The following is a 17,570-nucleotide window of genomic DNA, read 5'->3' as shown; positions in this document are numbered from 1 at the left end:
CAGATCAGAAAGTTTTCGGGCGACGACTGTTCTGAAGGCCACGCAGACATGCCCTTTTGTGGTATTATAAAACAGAGTCAGTCTGTTTATGATTTTTTGCCAAAGAATGATCTCCCGCAGGACAGCAAGCTCATTTAACTGAACATCGAGTGATCATATCCGAAGGGCTGCGACGATTCCGAAACCTCGCAGGTCTGATGTCGCATTTATATCTGAAAATTTATGTCCGGATACTTAGGGAACTCGAGATAAATAATATACCCGATCTGTGTACAGGACAAAAAAGACAGGCGGCAAGGAAACCCGGCTTTTTTCCCCGGACGAGGCGGTTTCCCCTGTCGGAAAAAGCCGGGTTTCTCCGGCACTTATCTTTTTTGTCCTGTACACAGATACCCGATAAAAATGTGCGGTGGGTTCCGCTTCGCTCCACCCACCCTACATTTCCACATTTCCGGGTATTTTATTTTTGGGAAAATCCCTTACTTGTTTATGACACCGGGGAGATATGCGAAAATAAAATTTTCGCACTCCTTAAAGGTGAGAGATGAATTTCCCGGATTTGGTTTTCGGGGGGATATTCTTTAATCTTCATCCACAATTGCAACCGGACGCGTCCACCCCGCGCTGGCCCCTCTGATTTTGATTGGAAAACAACACACCGTGAAACCATGAGGTCTTCCAATGGCGGACAAGTTTGCCATTTTCTCCATATGGCAATAACCGATTTCTATTCCGGCAAAGTGTGCCTCCCAGATAACTTTGGGGTCTTTGGTTTGCTGAAATTCTTTTGCAATAAAGGGCAGGGGTCTGTCCCAGCTCCAGGCATCTGTTCCGGTCACTTTTACGCCCTGATCTGTAAGAAAAAGCGTGCTTTCTTTGTCCATGCCGGCTCCTTTGACAAGATATTCCCGGGTCCCCCAGGCACTGTCCGCACCAGTCTGAATAAGCACAATGTCAAGCGGTCTGATTTGGTATTGTATCCGATCCAGTTCTTTTTTCAGATCATCCACTGTAATCCGCTCACCATCTGCTTTGTGGCGAAAATCCAGAAGCACCCCGTCATTGAAACACCATTCAAGCGGTATTTCATCAATTTTCAGGGCGGGCTTTCCCTTGTCCATGGTGGGATGATAGTGATAAGGCGCATCCAGATGTGTGCCCGAGTGGGTGGTGAGTGTCAGCATTTCTATGGCCCACCCCAGACCTTCCGGAAGATGTTCCTTTGTAATCCCCGGAAAAAAATCTTTCATCTGTTCAGCCCCCATGGCATGATCCATATAATTTATCTGGGGAATCATCTCCGGGGGGTCGCTGGGGAGATCAGGTTCAATGCAGATACTCAGATCAACAAGGCGTTTGTGTCCCATATTCAGTCCTTTCAATTCATGTTTAAGATAAAGGAGTGCGAAAATTTTATTTTCGCAAAAAACAGCAGAAATCATTATTACTCGATAATCAAATTTTCTGATCCGGTCCGGCCGGCCCTGCGAAAGCAGCAATCCGCACGGCATCTTTTCAAAATGGATTCCTGCTTTCGCAGGAATGACAGAAAAAACTTGATTATTGAGTATCAGCAGATCGAAAAGTTTCCGGACTGTGCGCTGTGCGGCAAAGAAACCCGGCTTTTTTTCCCGGATGAAGTGCCTCCCGAGTCGGAAAAAGCCGGGTTTCTCTCCCGTCCGCAGAAAAAAAGATGTATAAAAAACTTTTGCTCAGGTACTTAGCATTAGCGAAAAAGCGAAAAAGTATTTTTCGCACTCCTCTGATGCTCAACGTGGTCAGCCACAGATCAAAACAGCTATTGTTTATAAATGATGGTTCCCACATGCTCGCCATTTAAGGCCCGGGTAATATTTCCAGGTTCCATTCCGTTGAGAATTTGAATTTTTTCGATAACCTCGCTGTTCTGTATGATCTCCAGACAGGGACGTTCAATGACAAGGTCATCCAGCTTCATGTCCATCAGCTCTTTGGCTCCGATTTCGGGAATAAATTTCGCGTCCGGATTTTTCTTGGGATCGTCCGTGTAAAGCCCTTTTTCATCCTTGATAAAGATAATATTTTTTGACCCGATCAGGTCACCAAGCAGCGTCATGCCCACATCGGTTCTGTGAATGGGAATTCTTCCCTTTGCAGGCCGAATGGCAAAATAATCATATGGCGGCATCCCATGAGTGACCGGAATAATCCCCTCTGCAAAATAAGTGGGAAGTTTGCAGATGTCATCATGGGAAATTTTGATTCCGCCCCAGGGCGACAAAAGAAACGAAACCATAAGGGCATTCTGCTTTGAAATCGTACTGCCAAAGCTGGCGACAATGCCGGTGGGCATTCCCAGTTCCAGAGCAATGGTATAAATATGCCTGCTCCGGGTTCCGCCCCCTGTGGTGATAAGCATCTTATGCTTTTTCCTGTTCTCGCCGATCTCCTTAATAATTCCGGGAAGGGCTTTTGCGCCCCGGTCACATATGGACTGCCCCCCGATTTTCATAATGCAGACATCAGGAAAAAGCCTGTGCTGGGGAGCAATGTCCAGGCTTTCAATAAATGCTTTGCTGACCAGGCTCTCGCCCATCAGTTTGCTTTTGACGTGTAATCTTTTTCCATCCTTCTCCCGTACCAGCGGCATATTCAACTCCTTTATGGGGTGTTAGGTGTTAGGTGTTAGGTGTTAAGTGTCAGGTGTTAGGTGTTAAGTGTTAGGTGTTAGGTGTTAGGTGTTAAGTGTTAGGTGTTAGGTGTTAGGAAAAACGCTGAACTTTGATGTTTTGTCGCGGCCGGATGATCATGGCCGTTTAAGATAATGTTTGAGCAGAGTCAGCAGCTCGAAAAGTTTCGACCTGTGCCTTTTATAATTATTTGAAATTAAAAAAGAGATGTAGGGTGGGTGGAGCGAAGCGGAACCCACCGAAATTCACTGCACAGGTCGAAAAGTTTCCGGGCTGTGCGCTGGACAGCGGAGAAACCCGGCTTTTTTTCCCCGGACGAAGTGTCTCCCCTGTCGAAAAAACCCGGGTTTATTCCTTGTCTGTCCTGTGAGGGCCTGAAAATTTTTTCGATTTGCTGAGAGTGGGTGAGCCCAGGCTCATCGCGATGAACAGATTCGGATATGTGATTTGAATGTGATCTCTGCCAGGCTTCACCTGTTCTGCGATTTTTTTTCGGGCAATGAACTGATAACGAGTCAGTGACAGGCGATCACTGATCATTTCCCGCTATCCTGCCCCTGATGTTTGGGACCCCGGCGAAGTTCAATAAGATTTGCACCCAGATCATCTGCAATATGCTGAAGCTCGCTCATACGGAGATGACTGGCATAAATCTTCAGGTTCAAATCAGCTACCGCGACAATTCTGTATCTGGGTTTTTTTTCGCCTTCCTTGACTATCCTTCTTTCACGATAAAAGATTTTTCCATTCATGACCTTTCTCCTTTCTTTTTTAAATCATGTTTACGTCATGTTCAAAAGACGTTATCACTCGATCATCAAATTTTCCGAGCTGATTCCGAGAACAGCCTGTGATTTCGTCCCACGACCCGACTGATCTCGCCGAAATCTGAGTTCACGCCGACTCTGTGAAAGCAGGAATGCACTGCCTTTTTATCAGCGGTTGTCGGCAAAAGTGGATTCCTGCTTTCGCAGGAATGACAGAAAAAAAAGATGATCGAGTGATCAGAACAGTGCTTCCGATACAAACCTCTCCTTTCCTTTTTTAAATGATGCTTACGCCATGTTCAAAACACTTTATCATAACAGTGTCCCCAATACAAACCCTAAGATCAATATATTCTTTTTTTTTCAGCAAAACACTCAGAGGAATTCCCACATCTGCCACAACCCTGACTTTTTCCCTCTCTTCAGTGAGTTGAAATATTCTGCCTTTCAGGATTTCAGCATGATCATCCGCTTTTTTGGAAGCAACAATTTTAACAGATTTGGGATTTACGGCAATTTTTACCCAATCTTCAGCGTCTGCCTTTACCGGAATCAGAACGTTTTCATTGACCAGACAATATTTCTGTTCCCCTTTGACAAGCACCTTTCCGTTAAAAATATTTTCATAAACAGAAGAACTGAGGTGCCCCTCAAAAAGAAAAATTTTTTCATCAGCTAATTTTGAGGCCCAAAGCAAATCATGGGTGGAAAAAATGATGGATATCCCTTTTTCCGTGTGAAGATTTCGGATAATGTTTTCAATGGCAATCTGACTGCTCACATCAACACTGGATGTGGGTTCGTCAAAAAGCATGACTTTCGGGGAGCAGGCCAAAGCTCTGGCAATCGCCACCCGCTGAGTTTCCCCTCCGGAAAGATGATGATTATCCGCGGACATAAACTCCCGCATCCCCACCATATCGAGGGATGCTTCAATGATCTTTTTCCTTTCCTGTTTGGGAATCTTGCGGATTTTAAGCCCGAATTCGATATTTTTATAAACCGAAGTGCTGAAAAGAATGGGATGCTGATCCACCAGAACAACTTCCCTGCGAAGCGGCTGTAACAAATTTTCCGCAAAGGAAACAGGTTTGTCTTCGTAAAAGACCGTCCCCGCTGAGGGAGAAGTCAGAAAACTCAGGATATGGAGCAGGGTTGTCTTGCCCGAGCCATTGGGTCCGAGCAGCCCATAGACTTTGCCTTTTTCAAGAGACAGTCTTTCCAGATCAAGCACTGCCCGGCCATTGTATATTTTTTTCAGATTTCTGACAGAATAAAGCATTGTGTTTTTGTTTGTCTATGCTTAACCATCCGGACAAAAGATTTTTCCTGATTATAACGGAGTTAGGGGAGAGCCGACCAAGCCCTGTAAGGGCGGCATATTTGTAGCATTATTTTTAAGCCGCAGGCATGTCGCCGATGTGTCGGTTAAAAATGGATAATCACTGATGAATACACCGTGTGTTCACTCACGTCCTGTGAGAATCCCATGTCTTGAAGGATATAATCCCCCACATCTTCACCAAAACGATACTGATATGCAAGGTCAAAAATAAACTGTCCCACTACGATTCCCGATCCAATACTGAAACCATAAAAATCATCAGGGCTTCCCTCGGCAGGAGCAGGGTCGTAAAACAGGCCTCCGCGCAGCGGAATAATGTATTTGGAATGAAGCGGATTAAAAAACAGATACTCTGCCCCAATACGAACCTGATGAGTCGGATCAATATCAGATTCGTCAAGTGAACGGCCGCTTACGGGGCAGATGCGCTTTCCCTCGGAATCTTCGAGGATGAAATCCTGCCACTCGGTTCTGTAAATATCCGCAGCCAGGGTAAGCTGATCTGAAAAGCGATATGAAATGCCGATACCGTAAGACACGGGCATATCCAATTCCTGATTCTCAGATGAAGCATCAGAACCGCTTGAATTATATTCTGAAAATTCAGAATAACGGAAGGCATACTCAGATGAGGACTCTTGTTTCAGATCAGCCGTAAAAGGCGTTTTAAGAACAGCGCCGAGGGCAAATTTTTCATTTATATTCCATAAAAATCCCAAGTTGGCGTTGAATCCGCTAAATGAATAGCGACTCCTGGTGTCAAATTCGTGGGTGAATTGGTCATTCTCTCGGCGGTCAAAGCCCGTTGTTTTTTCATGTCTGGTTTGCTCCCAACTGTTATCATCCAGCCAGTCTTCCCAAAAATTCAGCGTAAATCCCAAAGAAAATTTCGGCGTCATCTGAATGCAATAGGCGAATCCCACGGCAGAGAGGCTCCCTTCCTGATGATAGCTCAAATTCCGAACGGCCGACGTTCGCTCAGTTCGCTCGATAATGGGAAAATCCCATTCGCGTGCAAAATCAAAAAGACGCTGATAGTTCAGGGAAAGGACCATATTGCGATTGAAAAGGGCAAAGGGATAGGACAAGCTAAAATAATTGATGTTCTTTTCAGTCACACGCTGTTCTCCTGATGCTTCGGAATGGGTTCTGAACTCATTTTCCTCGGTGCGATGGAAAAACGTTCCTACAAGTGAGAGTTCCGGCCGTCCCAGCTGAATAAGACCGCCGGGGTTCCACGAAGCCGCGGTGGCATCATCCGCCACAGCAATAAACGCGCTGCCCATCCCCAACGCTCTTGCTCCTGATCCCACAGGATTGAAAGACGAAGGGATTTCAATCCGCTGAAACTCAATCATGTCGGAGGGCTGTGCAAGAGCACAACCCATAAGACAAACAAAGCTGGTAAAGAAAAAACTCAGGAAAAAAAGTGATAGTTTACAGGTGGATTCATGTCTCATTTATTTGCCTCTTTAAATAAGGTGTTCAAAAAACACGCGCCGCCTCCTGATTCGGGGCTTTCAATTGTGGTGATAATATAGTTTCCTCTTACTGTATTGCTCGGTGCCCAGTCGGTCTTAAATGCCTTTGCCTTGATCGTAGTGGTTTCAGAAACAGATATGGGCGATGAGTAGGCTGGAGAATCTTCTGTGGGATCACTGCCATCCGTGGTATAGCGGATGACAACGCCCGGTGCGGGGCAGGACAGTTCAACTTCCTGAGATGTCAGATACATATCCGAATCAGGTGAGAAAACAGGAGGTTCAACTGTTCCCGTAATTGTATAGATTCCAGTTGTCACATGGCTGGGGATCCAGTCTGTTTTAAAAGCCCTCGCCTTGATTGTCATGGTTTCAGAAACAGATATGGGGGATAAGTATGCCGGAGATTCCTCAGTGGGGTCGGTCCCGTTTGTTGTATAGTGAATATCTGCCCCGGATGTGGGACATGACAACGCAACATGCTGTTCTGTAATATATGTGCCGGGAACTGATAAAAATACAGGGCTTTCAACGGTTTGTGTAATTATGTAAACCCCGGTTGCTGTGGTGCTGGGGTTCCAGTCTGTTTTAAACGCTTTTGCTTTTATTGTCGTGGTTGAAGATACCAAAATGGGCGATGTATAAAGCCGTGAACTTTCTGTGGGTTCGTTGCCGTCCGTGGTATAGTGAACAGAAGCACCTGAACAAACACCTGACAACTCAATGTGCTGAGAAGCGGTGTATGTTCCGGGAGTTGGTGAAAAAGTGGGAGATTCAGCTGTTCCGGTAATTGTATAAATTGCGCTTATTGTATTGCTGGGAGTCCATTCACTTTTAAAAGCGATTGCTTTGATCACTGTGCTTACTGATACAGATATGGGCGATGAATAAACCGGAGAATTTTCCGTGGGACCGGTGCCGTCCGTGGTGTAATGAATGGTCGCACCGGGCGTGTCACATGATATCCCGACCTGCCGCGGTGAGGCGTACGTTCCGGGAGCGGGCGAAAAAGCAGGTGTCGCCACTGTTCCTGTTATTGTGTATTTTCCCGTGACAGCGGCACTTGCGGCCCAGTCCGTCTTAAACGCCTTTGCCTTTATGGTCATGCCCGAAGGCACGGGAACCGGGCTGTTGTAAATCGGAGAAATTTCAGTGGGATCGCCGCCGTCCGTGGTGTAATGAATGGTCGCCCCGGGCGTGTCACATGATATCCCGACCTGCTGCGGTGAGGCATACGTTCCGGGAGCGGGCGAAAAAGCAGGTGTCGCCACTGTTCCTGTTATTGTGTATTTTCCCGTCACAGCGGCACTTGCAACCCAGTCCGTCTTAAACGCCTTCGCCTTAATCGTCACAGCCGATGACACGGGAACCGGGCTGTTGTAAACCGGAGAACTTTCCGAAGGCTCGCGGCCGTCCGTGGTGTAATGAATCGTCGCTCCGGCTGTGTCACATGAAATCTCAACATTCCGGGCTGAGGGATAAGTTCCGGGAGGGGGGGAAAAGACAGGCATCACCACTGTTCCTGTTATCGTGTATTTTCCTGTGGCCTCTGCACTTGCGGCCCAGTCTGTCTTAAACGCCTTTGCCTTAATCGTCACAGCCGATGACACGGGAACCGGGCTGTTGTAAACCGGAGAATTTTCCGTGGGCTCGCGGCCGTCCGTGGTGTAATGAATGCTCGCCCCGGGCGTGTCACATGATATCCCGACCTGCTGCGGTGAGGCATACGTTCCGGGAGCGGGCGAAAAAGCAGGTGTCGCCACTGTTCCGGTGATCGTGTAATTTCCCGTGACAGCGGCACTTTCGGCCCAGTCCGTCTTAAACGCCTTCGCCTTAATCGTCACAGCCGATGACACGGGAACCGGGCTGTTGTAAACCGGAGAACTTTCCGTGGGATTACTGCCGTCCGTGGTGTAATGAATGCTCGCCCCGGGCGTGTCACATGATATCCCGACCTGCTGCGCTGACGCATACGTTCCGGGAGCGGGCGAAAAGACAGGTGTCGCCACTGTTCCTGTTATTGTGTATTTTCCCGTGACAGCGGCACTTGCAGCCCAGTCCGTCTTAAACGCCCTTGCCTTTATAGTCATGCCCGAAGGCACGGGAACCGGGCTGCTGTAAACCGGAGAAATTTCAGTGGGATCGGAGCCATCCGTGGTGTAATGAATGGTCGCACCGGCCGTGGCACACGAAATCTCAATATTCCGGGCTGAGGGATAAGTTCCGGGAGGGGGGGAAAAGACAGGCATCGCCACTGTTCCTGTTATTGTATAAATTCCTGTAGCCACGGAGCTGGCAGCCCAATCCGTTTTAAAAGCTCCTGCTTTGATTATGGTGGTGGAAACTACAGAAACAGGCCCGCTATAAGCCATAGAACTTTCTGAAGGGTCGGTCCCGTCCGTTGTGTAATAAATAATTGCATCCGGCGTGGCGCATAATAACGCCACATCCTGCCCCGTGGTGTATGTGGCAGGCTCAGGCGAAAAAGTGGGCATTGCAACCGTTCCTGTAATTATATACGTTTCCTCTGCCGTGTCACTGGCTTCCCAACTGATTTTAAACGCCTTTGCTTTGATTGTTGTGGTCTCAGACACAGAAACAGGTTCAATATAAACCAGCGAAAGCTCTGTTGGCTCGCTGCCGTCCGTGGTATAGTAAATCACTGCATCCGGTGTGGCGCACGATAACTCAGCAGACAGCTCCACGGTATAAGTGCCTGGATCCGGAAAAAAAATCGGTTTTTCAACCGTACCTGTAATCTCATAAACACCTGAAGTCATGTCACTCTCTGTCCAGTTGTTTTTATATGCTTTTGCCCTCAGTGTGGTGGTTTCAGATATAGCAAGAGGCGTTACATAAGCCGGAGACAAATCCGAAGGCTCGGTACCATCCTTTGTGTAACGAATCGTCGCACCAGGCGTCTCACATTTGATTTTAATAAGTTGTTCTGTTGTGTATGTGCCGGGAGCCGGTGACAATTCAGGTGTGGCAACTGTTCCGGTTATGGGAATCATAAGAATATCTTTGCTGGTAGTTCCTGTTTCTTCCACAGTCAGTGCGTCTGTAAACGTCTCATAACCCGATGCCTCGGCAGTAATGGTATAAGTGCCTGCGGGATGAGTCATGCGATATCCGCCATTCGGCAGACTCAATGTGTAAATATTGCTGCTGGTTTTAATTGTCGCCCCCTCAATATAAGCCTTGGTAAAATTATCCATGACAACGCCTTCGACAGACCCGGCAAAGGCAGATGCGCCGCCGCCGCCGCCCACATTAAGATTATATCTTGTCTTCGTGCCGTAAACCTCAGTGTCCTGATTGCGTGTTTTGACATAATACGTTGTATTTTCAGGAGGAATCCAAGTCAGAGATTCATCAGTCGCCACCCCGGCATTATCCTGAGACACGAGCAATGTCTCGCCGTCAGAATCGTAAATTTCAATAACAATATCGGCATTTTCACCCAGTTCAACGGCCTCAATTGTATATGGTTCGCCTGAAAGAGCGTCAAATTTGAACCAGTCCTCATCTCCGGGAACAGGAAAATTATTGTATATCTGAGCGACCTTACCTTCACCTATACCAGAATTCGGCAAGCTATAAGCTGGCATAATCGTAGCCGCCAGATCGAAAGAATCATCTTCTTCGTAGATGTCCGAATACGCATATATCCAAATTTCATACGCGGTATTCCGGCCATACACATCAGGATCACGATGACGTACTTTCATATAATAAACGCTGTCTTTATCAGAGAGCCATTTCAAATGTCCGCCTTTGTTTCTCTCTCCCGAGTACGAATCAAGCAATGTTACGCCGTCCGAGTCGTAAAGCTCCATGATGAAATCAGTATCCGCGCCAATACTGTAAACCTCAATCTCATACATGACACCTGATTTTCCGTCAAATTTAATCCAGTCCTCATCTCCGCTGTCATGAAAATTATGTCGTTGAAATATTCCATCATACGGAGATATGAGAACAGCATCAGAAAAAGTGTCATCATCTTCGTGGATATCCGGACAGAATCCGTCTTCCGAGCAAGGTGTGGTGAGCGAAACCTCATACTCCGTATTTTCGCCGTAAACATTGGGATCACGATGACGTATTTTCACGTAATAAGACTTCTCTTCCCCGGAAAGCCAGGTCAGGCTTGTATCTTCCGATGCTCCGGGGCTATCCTGAGAAGCTAACCATATGAGTTCCTCAATATCATAATCATATCTATAAATTTCAATGGCAACATCACAATTTTTTCCCATATTGCTTGTTCTGATGCTATAATATTTACTTGGCATTACGAAAAATTCAACCCAGTCCTCATCTCCGGCAGTGTGGAAATTGTGTTGCTGGGGAGGCTCGTACATATCAATGTGATTCGCTAAGAAAAATACGTCATCTTTTTCGTAGAAATCCGGGCAAAAAACATTATTCACCACAATCTCATATTCAGTATCTTCGCCATAGACATTCGGGTCACGATGATGTATTTTCACATAATAAAAACCGTCCTGAGGAGCGAGCCAGCTCAGAGACTCATCTTCCGAGGAGCCCGCGTTATCCTGAATATCCAGCAATGTCACGCCGTCTGTATCATAAAACTCAATAACAGGATCACACATTTTTCCCTTGGTCTTTACTTCAACAGTATAAATCTGTCCTGAAATTGCATCAAAGCCGAACCAGTCCTCATCCTCGGCATCATGAAAATTATGCTGCTCATAAGTTCCGCACGGAGTGAGCCAGCCCGCCTGAAAAAATATATCATCCTCTTCATAGAGATCCGAGCAGAACGTATTTAGCTTAAGATCATATGTCCTATTTTCGCCGCAAACTTGCAGGGTATAATAAAGCGGTCGGACTTTCAGGTAATAAACACCGTCCTGCTTACAGGAGAACCAGGAATAGCAATTCATCATATCCCATTCCCACAGCTTCCATGAACTTTCAAACTCCTCCAATAACTTCATTTCAGCATTATAAATCTGAATCAGAATGTCGCAGCCTGCCTCCGGAATATTTATTTCAAGGTTATAGTTTTTTCCTTCTGTTCCGTCAAATTTCACCCAATCCTCATCCCGGAGGTTGTGAAAACTGTGATGCTGTGTCTCGGTGTTCGGGATGATCACGCTGGCCTGATCAACTCTGTTGTCGTCTTCATAAATGTCCTCAGTTGGAAAGAAACCATCTTCATCACCAACACTTGGGGAAGGAAAAGTTTCCAGTTTAATTTCATATGCGGTATCTTCTCCATACGCGTCCGGATCATAATGACGTATCCTCACATAGCAAAGGCTGCTTTCAGCCCTAATCATAGTCAGAGATATCTCTTCTGACATCTCCTCAAACATCTCCTGATATTCCAGCAGGATCAGATCATGGATTTCAGAATTATATTCATAAAGTTCTACGATAACACCAGTATTTTTCCCTACGGGATATACGCCAATAGTATAACTCACCCCTTCTGCCCCGCGAAATTTCACCCAGTCCTCATCCCCGGATTTATGAAAATTATGCTTCTGGATATCATCATTCGGAACAATGATATGCGCCAGATCATATGTGTCATCTTTTTCATAGATATCCGGGCGGTCTGTTGAAGCGATGGCGGGGATAAAAAACAGACCTATAAGACAAATCGCAAAGGTTATCCCAAAATGTATTGTGTTCTGCTTCATAATATTTTAATCCGCTTAATTTAGTCTTTGATTTTGTGTCTCAGCAAACATACGGTTCTGGTTTTTCAGATTGCTTTAGCATTCCGGAGAAAAACTGTTTTTTGTACTCCGGATCAGTTTTTATTGTTTTTTAAAAATGACAGATAATCTGCAATCCTTTTTATACTGGTTTTATCTAATATTGACTCTCAGAGCCTGTGAAATCTCACAATATGATCTTTATTTTAAGTCGGGCTTCACTCCGAACTGTAATAAATCGCCATTTCAGGGCTTTTCCCGAAAGTTTTCAAACCGGTGAAAACAGTTCCTTGATCCATTGATGTTTCAATACAACTTCTGTATCAGGCTGATCAGTGATGATATATTGACCCCATACTGAATTTTGCCAATTTGCCGAAAAAAGTATCATATTCCGACTCACATATAAAGAAAAATTTGAGGTTATCTTATTATATGCTCGACAAACAGGGTAATTTTCTCTATAGTAAGAACAAAATTATAGGGAAGCCGGATGCGCCCGATGCAAAAAACCGCTTCGCTCTGTTTTTTCACGCCGGAAAAATTTTTGCTCTGCTGTTTGATCGTTGCCGAATTTTATAATTTCATAAGCAAGAGCAAAGCGTGGTCCCCTGCCCGGTTCGGATTGGAAAATCCGAATCCTGCCGGATTTGCCTGTGCCCAGAAGCAGAACGGGGGAATTTATGACAAAAAAAAACTTGATCATTGAGTTTCAGAATCCCGGGCTTTTTGGATAAAAGGAAAAATTATGATATCCGTTCTCATGAACACCGTATTCTCTCAGAGATATTTCAGAACTAAGACGATAACACCTGATATTTTTATCATCCTTTGCGTATTTATGATTTTCCAGATATTTTTTCCAGTAATTTCCCAGGCAGAAACAGTCTTCAATCCCCATGATCTCCTTGAAACCCGAATTAACAATCTTACCCGGGAAGACCTGGTCCGGCTCACTCAGATGGGCATAGATATTGACGGTGTGTGGGAAACCACGGCCCGGGCATACATGCTTCCCGACCGCCTGAAGGAGCTTCGAAGCCTGGGGTATGAGGTGACTGTCATTCCGGACCGAATCCGGCGTGATTCTGATCTTATTCAGGCATACCATAGCTATTCAGAACTCACATCCGAACTGAAGGCGACTGAGACAGCGCATCCGGATATTTGCCGCCTTTACAACATTGGTAATTCCGAACAGGGACGGGAACTCTGGTTTATGAAGATCACCGACAATCCGGACATTGAAGAGGATGAACCCGAAGTAAAATATATTTCCACCATGCACGGTGATGAACCCGTGGGAACGGAACTCAGCCTGAACCTGATCCGTGTTTTAACAGACGAATACGGGACAGATCCCCGAATAACCGCACTGGTGAATGAAATTGAAATCTGGATCATGCCGCTTATGAATCCGGACGGCTATATGAGCCAGAGCCGATATAATGCAAAAGGCAGAGACCTGAACCGAAGTTTCCCTGACCAGAATTATGATCCGAACAACACTGTTGCCGACCGTCCCATTGAAACTCAGCATGTTATGAACTGGGCATTTGCCCATTCATCTGTTCTTTCTGCCAATTTTCACACCGGAGCGCTGGTGGTGAACTATCCCTATGACTCGGATCCCGACCCCCGGGCAAATTACTCAGCCACACCTGATGAACCCCTGTTTATTGAACTGTCACTGACCTACGCCTCCCTTAACGAACCCATGTATAACGGCAGTTTTGATCGGGGAATTATCAATGGTGCGGAATGGTATCATATCAGGGGCGGGATGCAGGATTGGAATTACATATGGCTGGGATGCAACGAAGTGACCATTGAACTGAACGATATCAAATGGCCCCCGTATTCGGACATCCCGGACCTTTGGAATGACAACCGTGAATCCATGCTCACCTATATGGAATGGTCTCTCAGAGGGGTGCGCGGAGTGATCACGGACAGCGTGACCGGGCAGCCCCTGAACGCCACTGTCACGGTTGTCAGTATTGCCCATGATGTCTTTACCGATCCGGACGCGGGCGACTATCACAGACTGCTCCTTCCCGGAACTTACGACATCCGGTTCTCCGCGGACGGCTATCAGACACAGACCGTGCAGGAAGTGATTGTCGGTTCCGGTAATGCCACACAGCTTAATGTGGCAATGGTCCCCCAAGTCCCCGGTGATATCAACCATAGCAACAGTGCGGATCTGACTGACGCCATTGTCACGATGAAATTGCTTACCGGAACAGATATAGTTTTCCCTGTGCATAAAGACGCTGATCTGAATAATGACGGAAAGATCGGCTTGCAAGAAGCGGTTTATGTCCTGCGAAAAATTTCTGACCCGGAAAACTGACAGAACATTGATCGTTTGTCATCAACCGCAACCCGCAACAGCGTCCTGAAAGTAGGATTTTTCCACCACGGAATACTGTTTTGGCCCTATTGACTTTATTTGATTTCTGAAATAGATAATGAGAGTCCGCTAAGGTAAATCACTTTAACAAGTTTCAACCTTATGGCATAATTACAATTGACAAATTTTCTGTTTTTATATTATTCTTCTTAAAAAATAAATTTTATTATAAACGGCCATGATCTGCCGGTCACAACGAATGATGAAAATTTTGCAGTTTTTCCTGACACTTAACACCTGACACCTGACACTTTCATATAAACGGCCATGATCTGACGGTCACAATGAATGATGAAAGTCTCTGCAAAAAACCGCTTCGCTCTGTTTTTGCACTCCGGACTTTCATATAAACGGTCATGACCCGTGGGTCACATGAAATATGAAAGTGAGAACAGAATCTTATCAATTATCTCTTAAAGTTTATAATTTCCTATACAAGAACAAAAAATTTAGGAATTGGAAATCAGGTTTGATGAAGAACCGGCTTGTGCTGACTGACTGGCTTTAATTACTAAATTCGATCCTTGCAGCACATCACCGAACTGATTCTGATTCCTATTTCTCTATTCTTAATCCCTATAACTAAAAGCAAGCCGGTTTTTCTCCGCCGCTCAGGAGGAAAGATGAAAAGCAGTTCGGTTCTTCTCCGTTATTCAGGAGGAAAAATGAAAACAAAGGTTCTCATCGTTGATGATGAGCCCATAATAGGGAATCTGCTTGAAGGTGGGCTGACTGAAGCAGGATTTGAAGCTGAATATCTGGACAGCAGTACCAAAGCATTGGAAAATATTCGGCGGGTCAGACCTGATATCATCATATCAGACATTGCAATGCCTCATATGGATGGTTATGAATTACGCCGGCGTCTGCGTCAGGATCCTGAAACAGCGGGCATCCCCTTTGTTTTTCTGTCGGCCAGAACCGACACCCCGGAACAGTTGGAAGGTTTGCGCATGGGGGCAGATGATTATGTTTACAAACCTTTTAAAATAGAGAACCTGATAAACCGCCTGGAAAGTGTGATAGAACGCTCTGCAAAAGCCAGAGCCTTTCATTCTCAGGCTGAATTCAGTGCTGATTCGGATCAGATGAGCCTGAACGATGTGATGCAGATTGTCGGGTCAAATCGTAAAACCGGGGAACTTGTGTTCAACAGTTCCAAAAATGGTAAAATCGGCAGGGCATTTTTCAAAAAAGGCAGGCTGGTGAACGCTCAGATGGGACTCTTGGAAGGGGAAGAAGCTTTTTATGCCCTGATGGGAGAAGATGAGGGGCTTTTTGAATTTCACAGCCGGAAAACAGATGCGCCGGAACAAATAAAAACAGATAATATGTCGCTCCTGCTCAATGGCAACCGTATGGCTGATGAAGTCAGAGGTCTGTATCGTCAGCTCCCGGATCTGGACATATTTCTGGAAATTAAATCACGGGAAATTCCCCCGGATATTGAGGAAACAGGGGGCAGGAACAACATAGAAAATATTTTATCAATGATTGATAATCACCGCACGGTTCGTGACATTATCAACTGCAAGCTGATGAGTCCTCTTCGTTCGGGTTCCCTGCTGGCCGGTCTTTTTAACGCAGGTTCAGTGGCAATTCAAAAACAGGGTTCTTCTCCTTCTCCTTCTTCCGGGAGGACAGACGCACTGAAATCTCAGTCCGTTCAGAAAGCGGTGTCTCCAAAAATACTCTCTCCAAAAGCTGATTTTTCCTCTGACTTATCCCATCACACCGCTCCCATGATTGACCAGGGATTTCTGAAGATGCTGAAAGGCTTTGAACGGGGCGCGTTGACAGGGATTCTGGAAATCAGAAACCGCCCGGAAAAGGCGGCCATTTATTTTGAGGAAGGCCGCATTGTCAATGCGTATCATGGAAACGTGGTCGCCAAAAAAGCCCTTTTTCGGATATTTTGGGAAAAAGGCGGCACCCTCAAATTTAAGGTTCAGCCTCTCACTGTTGCCAGAACAATTAATGGCCGTCTGTCATCCCTGATTGAAGAAGGAAACAAAGAAATTGAAAACTTGCAGCGACTAAAGCGCACCACATTTAACAATGTTGTCACGCTGAATACCCATATGTTGGAAAAAACGACCAAAATCAAGGGCCGCCCCGGACTGGAACATATTCTTGCGCTTGTAAAAGAAAACAGCACGATCAAAGATATTATTGACGCAAGTCAGATGACCGATTTTCAGACGTACAGACACCTGTTTTACATGGCTAAAATGGGTCTTCTGATGGTTGAAGCCGGGAACGTCCCTAAAATTCAGATCATTACTGACAGCACCGCTGACCTGCCCCCGGATTTCATCGGCAAACGAAATATTGTTCTGGTTCCCCTTTCTGTGTCTCAGGACCAGAAGGTATGGTTTCACACCATGAATATTTCGTCCGGAGATATCTGTCAGGCACAGAAATGTCCGGGAACCCCCCTTTCATCTGCTTCTCCTTCGGTAAATGATTTTCATCACCTGTTCTGGAAAATTGCTCCGGATAAAGATATTCTTGCTATCTTTCTCTCCAGAAAAATAAGCAAAATCTATGACAATGCTGTGGCTGCCAAAGAAAAAAATTACACCGAATATCTGAGACAGAGACAACAAAAATCCCCGGAAGACCGAAACTGTCATATTGAAATCATTGACAGTCAGATGCTTTCTCTGGGGATGGGACTGCTGGTGGCGGAGGCGTCGGATAAGGTGGAGGCCGGATGGTCTGCTGACAGGGTGCGTGACCATATCATAAAACTGATTCCCAAAGTCCGTATTTTTTTTGTAGTTGACATACTGGGCAATCTGAAGCAGGGAGGACAAATCAGCAAAATCAGATCAATGCTGGGCCACCTTCTGGGGATGAGACCGATAGTTGGCGTGTGGAACGGCGAAGTGACAACAATAGATCAGGTAAGAGGCGGGAATAACGCCCGGCAACGGGTACTGGAATGGATACAGTGGAGCATGGATGAACCTGGTGCGCCAATTAAACTCGGAATAATGCATGCAGATGCGCCTCGCTGGGCCCTTGACATGAAAAAATTGCTGAAGAGCAAGCTCAATTGTCAGCATATTATGATGTCTCATGTGGGACCGTCCGCGGGTTCCTATTGCGGTCCCGGAACAGTGGCTGTGGCCTATTTTCCCCTGACAGATGAGGAAATCCGGGGGTGATTTCTCAAACCCTTAATCTC

10 protein-coding genes are annotated in these 17,570 nt (G+C 45.9%); 3 read left to right on the top strand and 7 right to left on the bottom strand.

The window, feature by feature from the left end:
- Positions 1 to 581 precede the first annotated feature (581 nt).
- The 7 genes from dnm_RS30310 to dnm_RS30280 all read right to left on the bottom strand — a co-directional run bounded on the left by dnm_RS30310 (position 582) and on the right by dnm_RS30280 (position 11,943).
- Entirely contained in the window at positions 582 to 1,367 is a 786-nt protein-coding gene (locus tag dnm_RS30310) for a cyclase family protein (protein ID WP_207680595.1), read from the bottom strand.
- A 431-nt stretch (positions 1,368 to 1,798) separates the two neighbouring features.
- Entirely contained in the window at positions 1,799 to 2,629 is an 831-nt protein-coding gene (locus dnm_RS30305) for an amino acid kinase family protein (RefSeq protein ID WP_207680594.1), read from the bottom strand.
- Positions 2,630 to 3,017: 388 nt separating this feature from the next.
- Positions 3,018 to 3,209: a hypothetical protein gene (locus dnm_RS30300; RefSeq protein ID WP_207680593.1), complete on the bottom strand. Its 192-nt coding sequence runs from the start codon at positions 3,207 to 3,209 to the stop codon at positions 3,018 to 3,020.
- Positions 3,206 to 3,421, bottom strand: a complete 216-nt coding sequence (locus dnm_RS30295) for a hypothetical protein (protein ID WP_207680592.1) — start codon at positions 3,419 to 3,421, stop codon at positions 3,206 to 3,208. Before dnm_RS30295 ends, dnm_RS30300 begins: the two co-directional genes overlap by 4 nt.
- 292 nt (positions 3,422 to 3,713) lie before the next feature.
- Positions 3,714 to 4,718: an ABC transporter ATP-binding protein gene (locus tag dnm_RS30290; protein WP_207680591.1), complete on the bottom strand. Its 1,005-nt coding sequence runs from the start codon at positions 4,716 to 4,718 to the stop codon at positions 3,714 to 3,716.
- Between the two features lie 146 nt (positions 4,719 to 4,864).
- Positions 4,865 to 6,241, bottom strand: a complete 1,377-nt coding sequence (locus tag dnm_RS30285; protein WP_207680590.1) for an OmpP1/FadL family transporter — start codon at positions 6,239 to 6,241, stop codon at positions 4,865 to 4,867.
- Positions 6,238 to 11,943, bottom strand: coding sequence for a chitobiase/beta-hexosaminidase C-terminal domain-containing protein (locus dnm_RS30280; RefSeq protein WP_207680589.1), 5,706 nt, complete (start codon positions 11,941 to 11,943; stop codon positions 6,238 to 6,240). Before dnm_RS30280 ends, dnm_RS30285 begins: the two co-directional genes overlap by 4 nt.
- Positions 11,944 to 12,463: 520 nt before the next feature.
- Between dnm_RS30280 and dnm_RS30275 the strand changes: the two genes are divergently transcribed.
- The 3 genes from dnm_RS30275 to dnm_RS30265 all read left to right on the top strand — a co-directional run bounded on the left by dnm_RS30275 (position 12,464) and on the right by dnm_RS30265 (position 17,550).
- Complete coding sequence (locus dnm_RS30275; RefSeq protein WP_207680588.1) at positions 12,464 to 12,670, top strand: hypothetical protein; 207 nt, start codon at positions 12,464 to 12,466, stop codon at positions 12,668 to 12,670.
- Between the two features lie 39 nt (positions 12,671 to 12,709).
- Positions 12,710 to 14,317 (top strand): M14 family zinc carboxypeptidase, encoded by a 1,608-nt coding sequence (locus dnm_RS30270; protein ID WP_207680587.1) that lies wholly within the window; start codon positions 12,710 to 12,712, stop codon positions 14,315 to 14,317.
- Positions 14,318 to 15,042: 725 nt separating this feature from the next.
- On the top strand, positions 15,043 to 17,550 hold the full coding sequence (locus dnm_RS30265) for a DegV family protein (protein ID WP_207680586.1): 2,508 nt from the start codon (positions 15,043 to 15,045) through the stop codon (positions 17,548 to 17,550).
- Positions 17,551 to 17,570 lie beyond the last annotated feature (20 nt).

The organism is Desulfonema magnum (assembly GCF_017377395.1).
GTDB lineage: Bacteria > Desulfobacterota > Desulfobacteria > Desulfobacterales > 4be13 > Desulfonema_C > Desulfonema_C magnum.
This window is presented reverse-complemented; position numbering and strand designations above follow the sequence as displayed.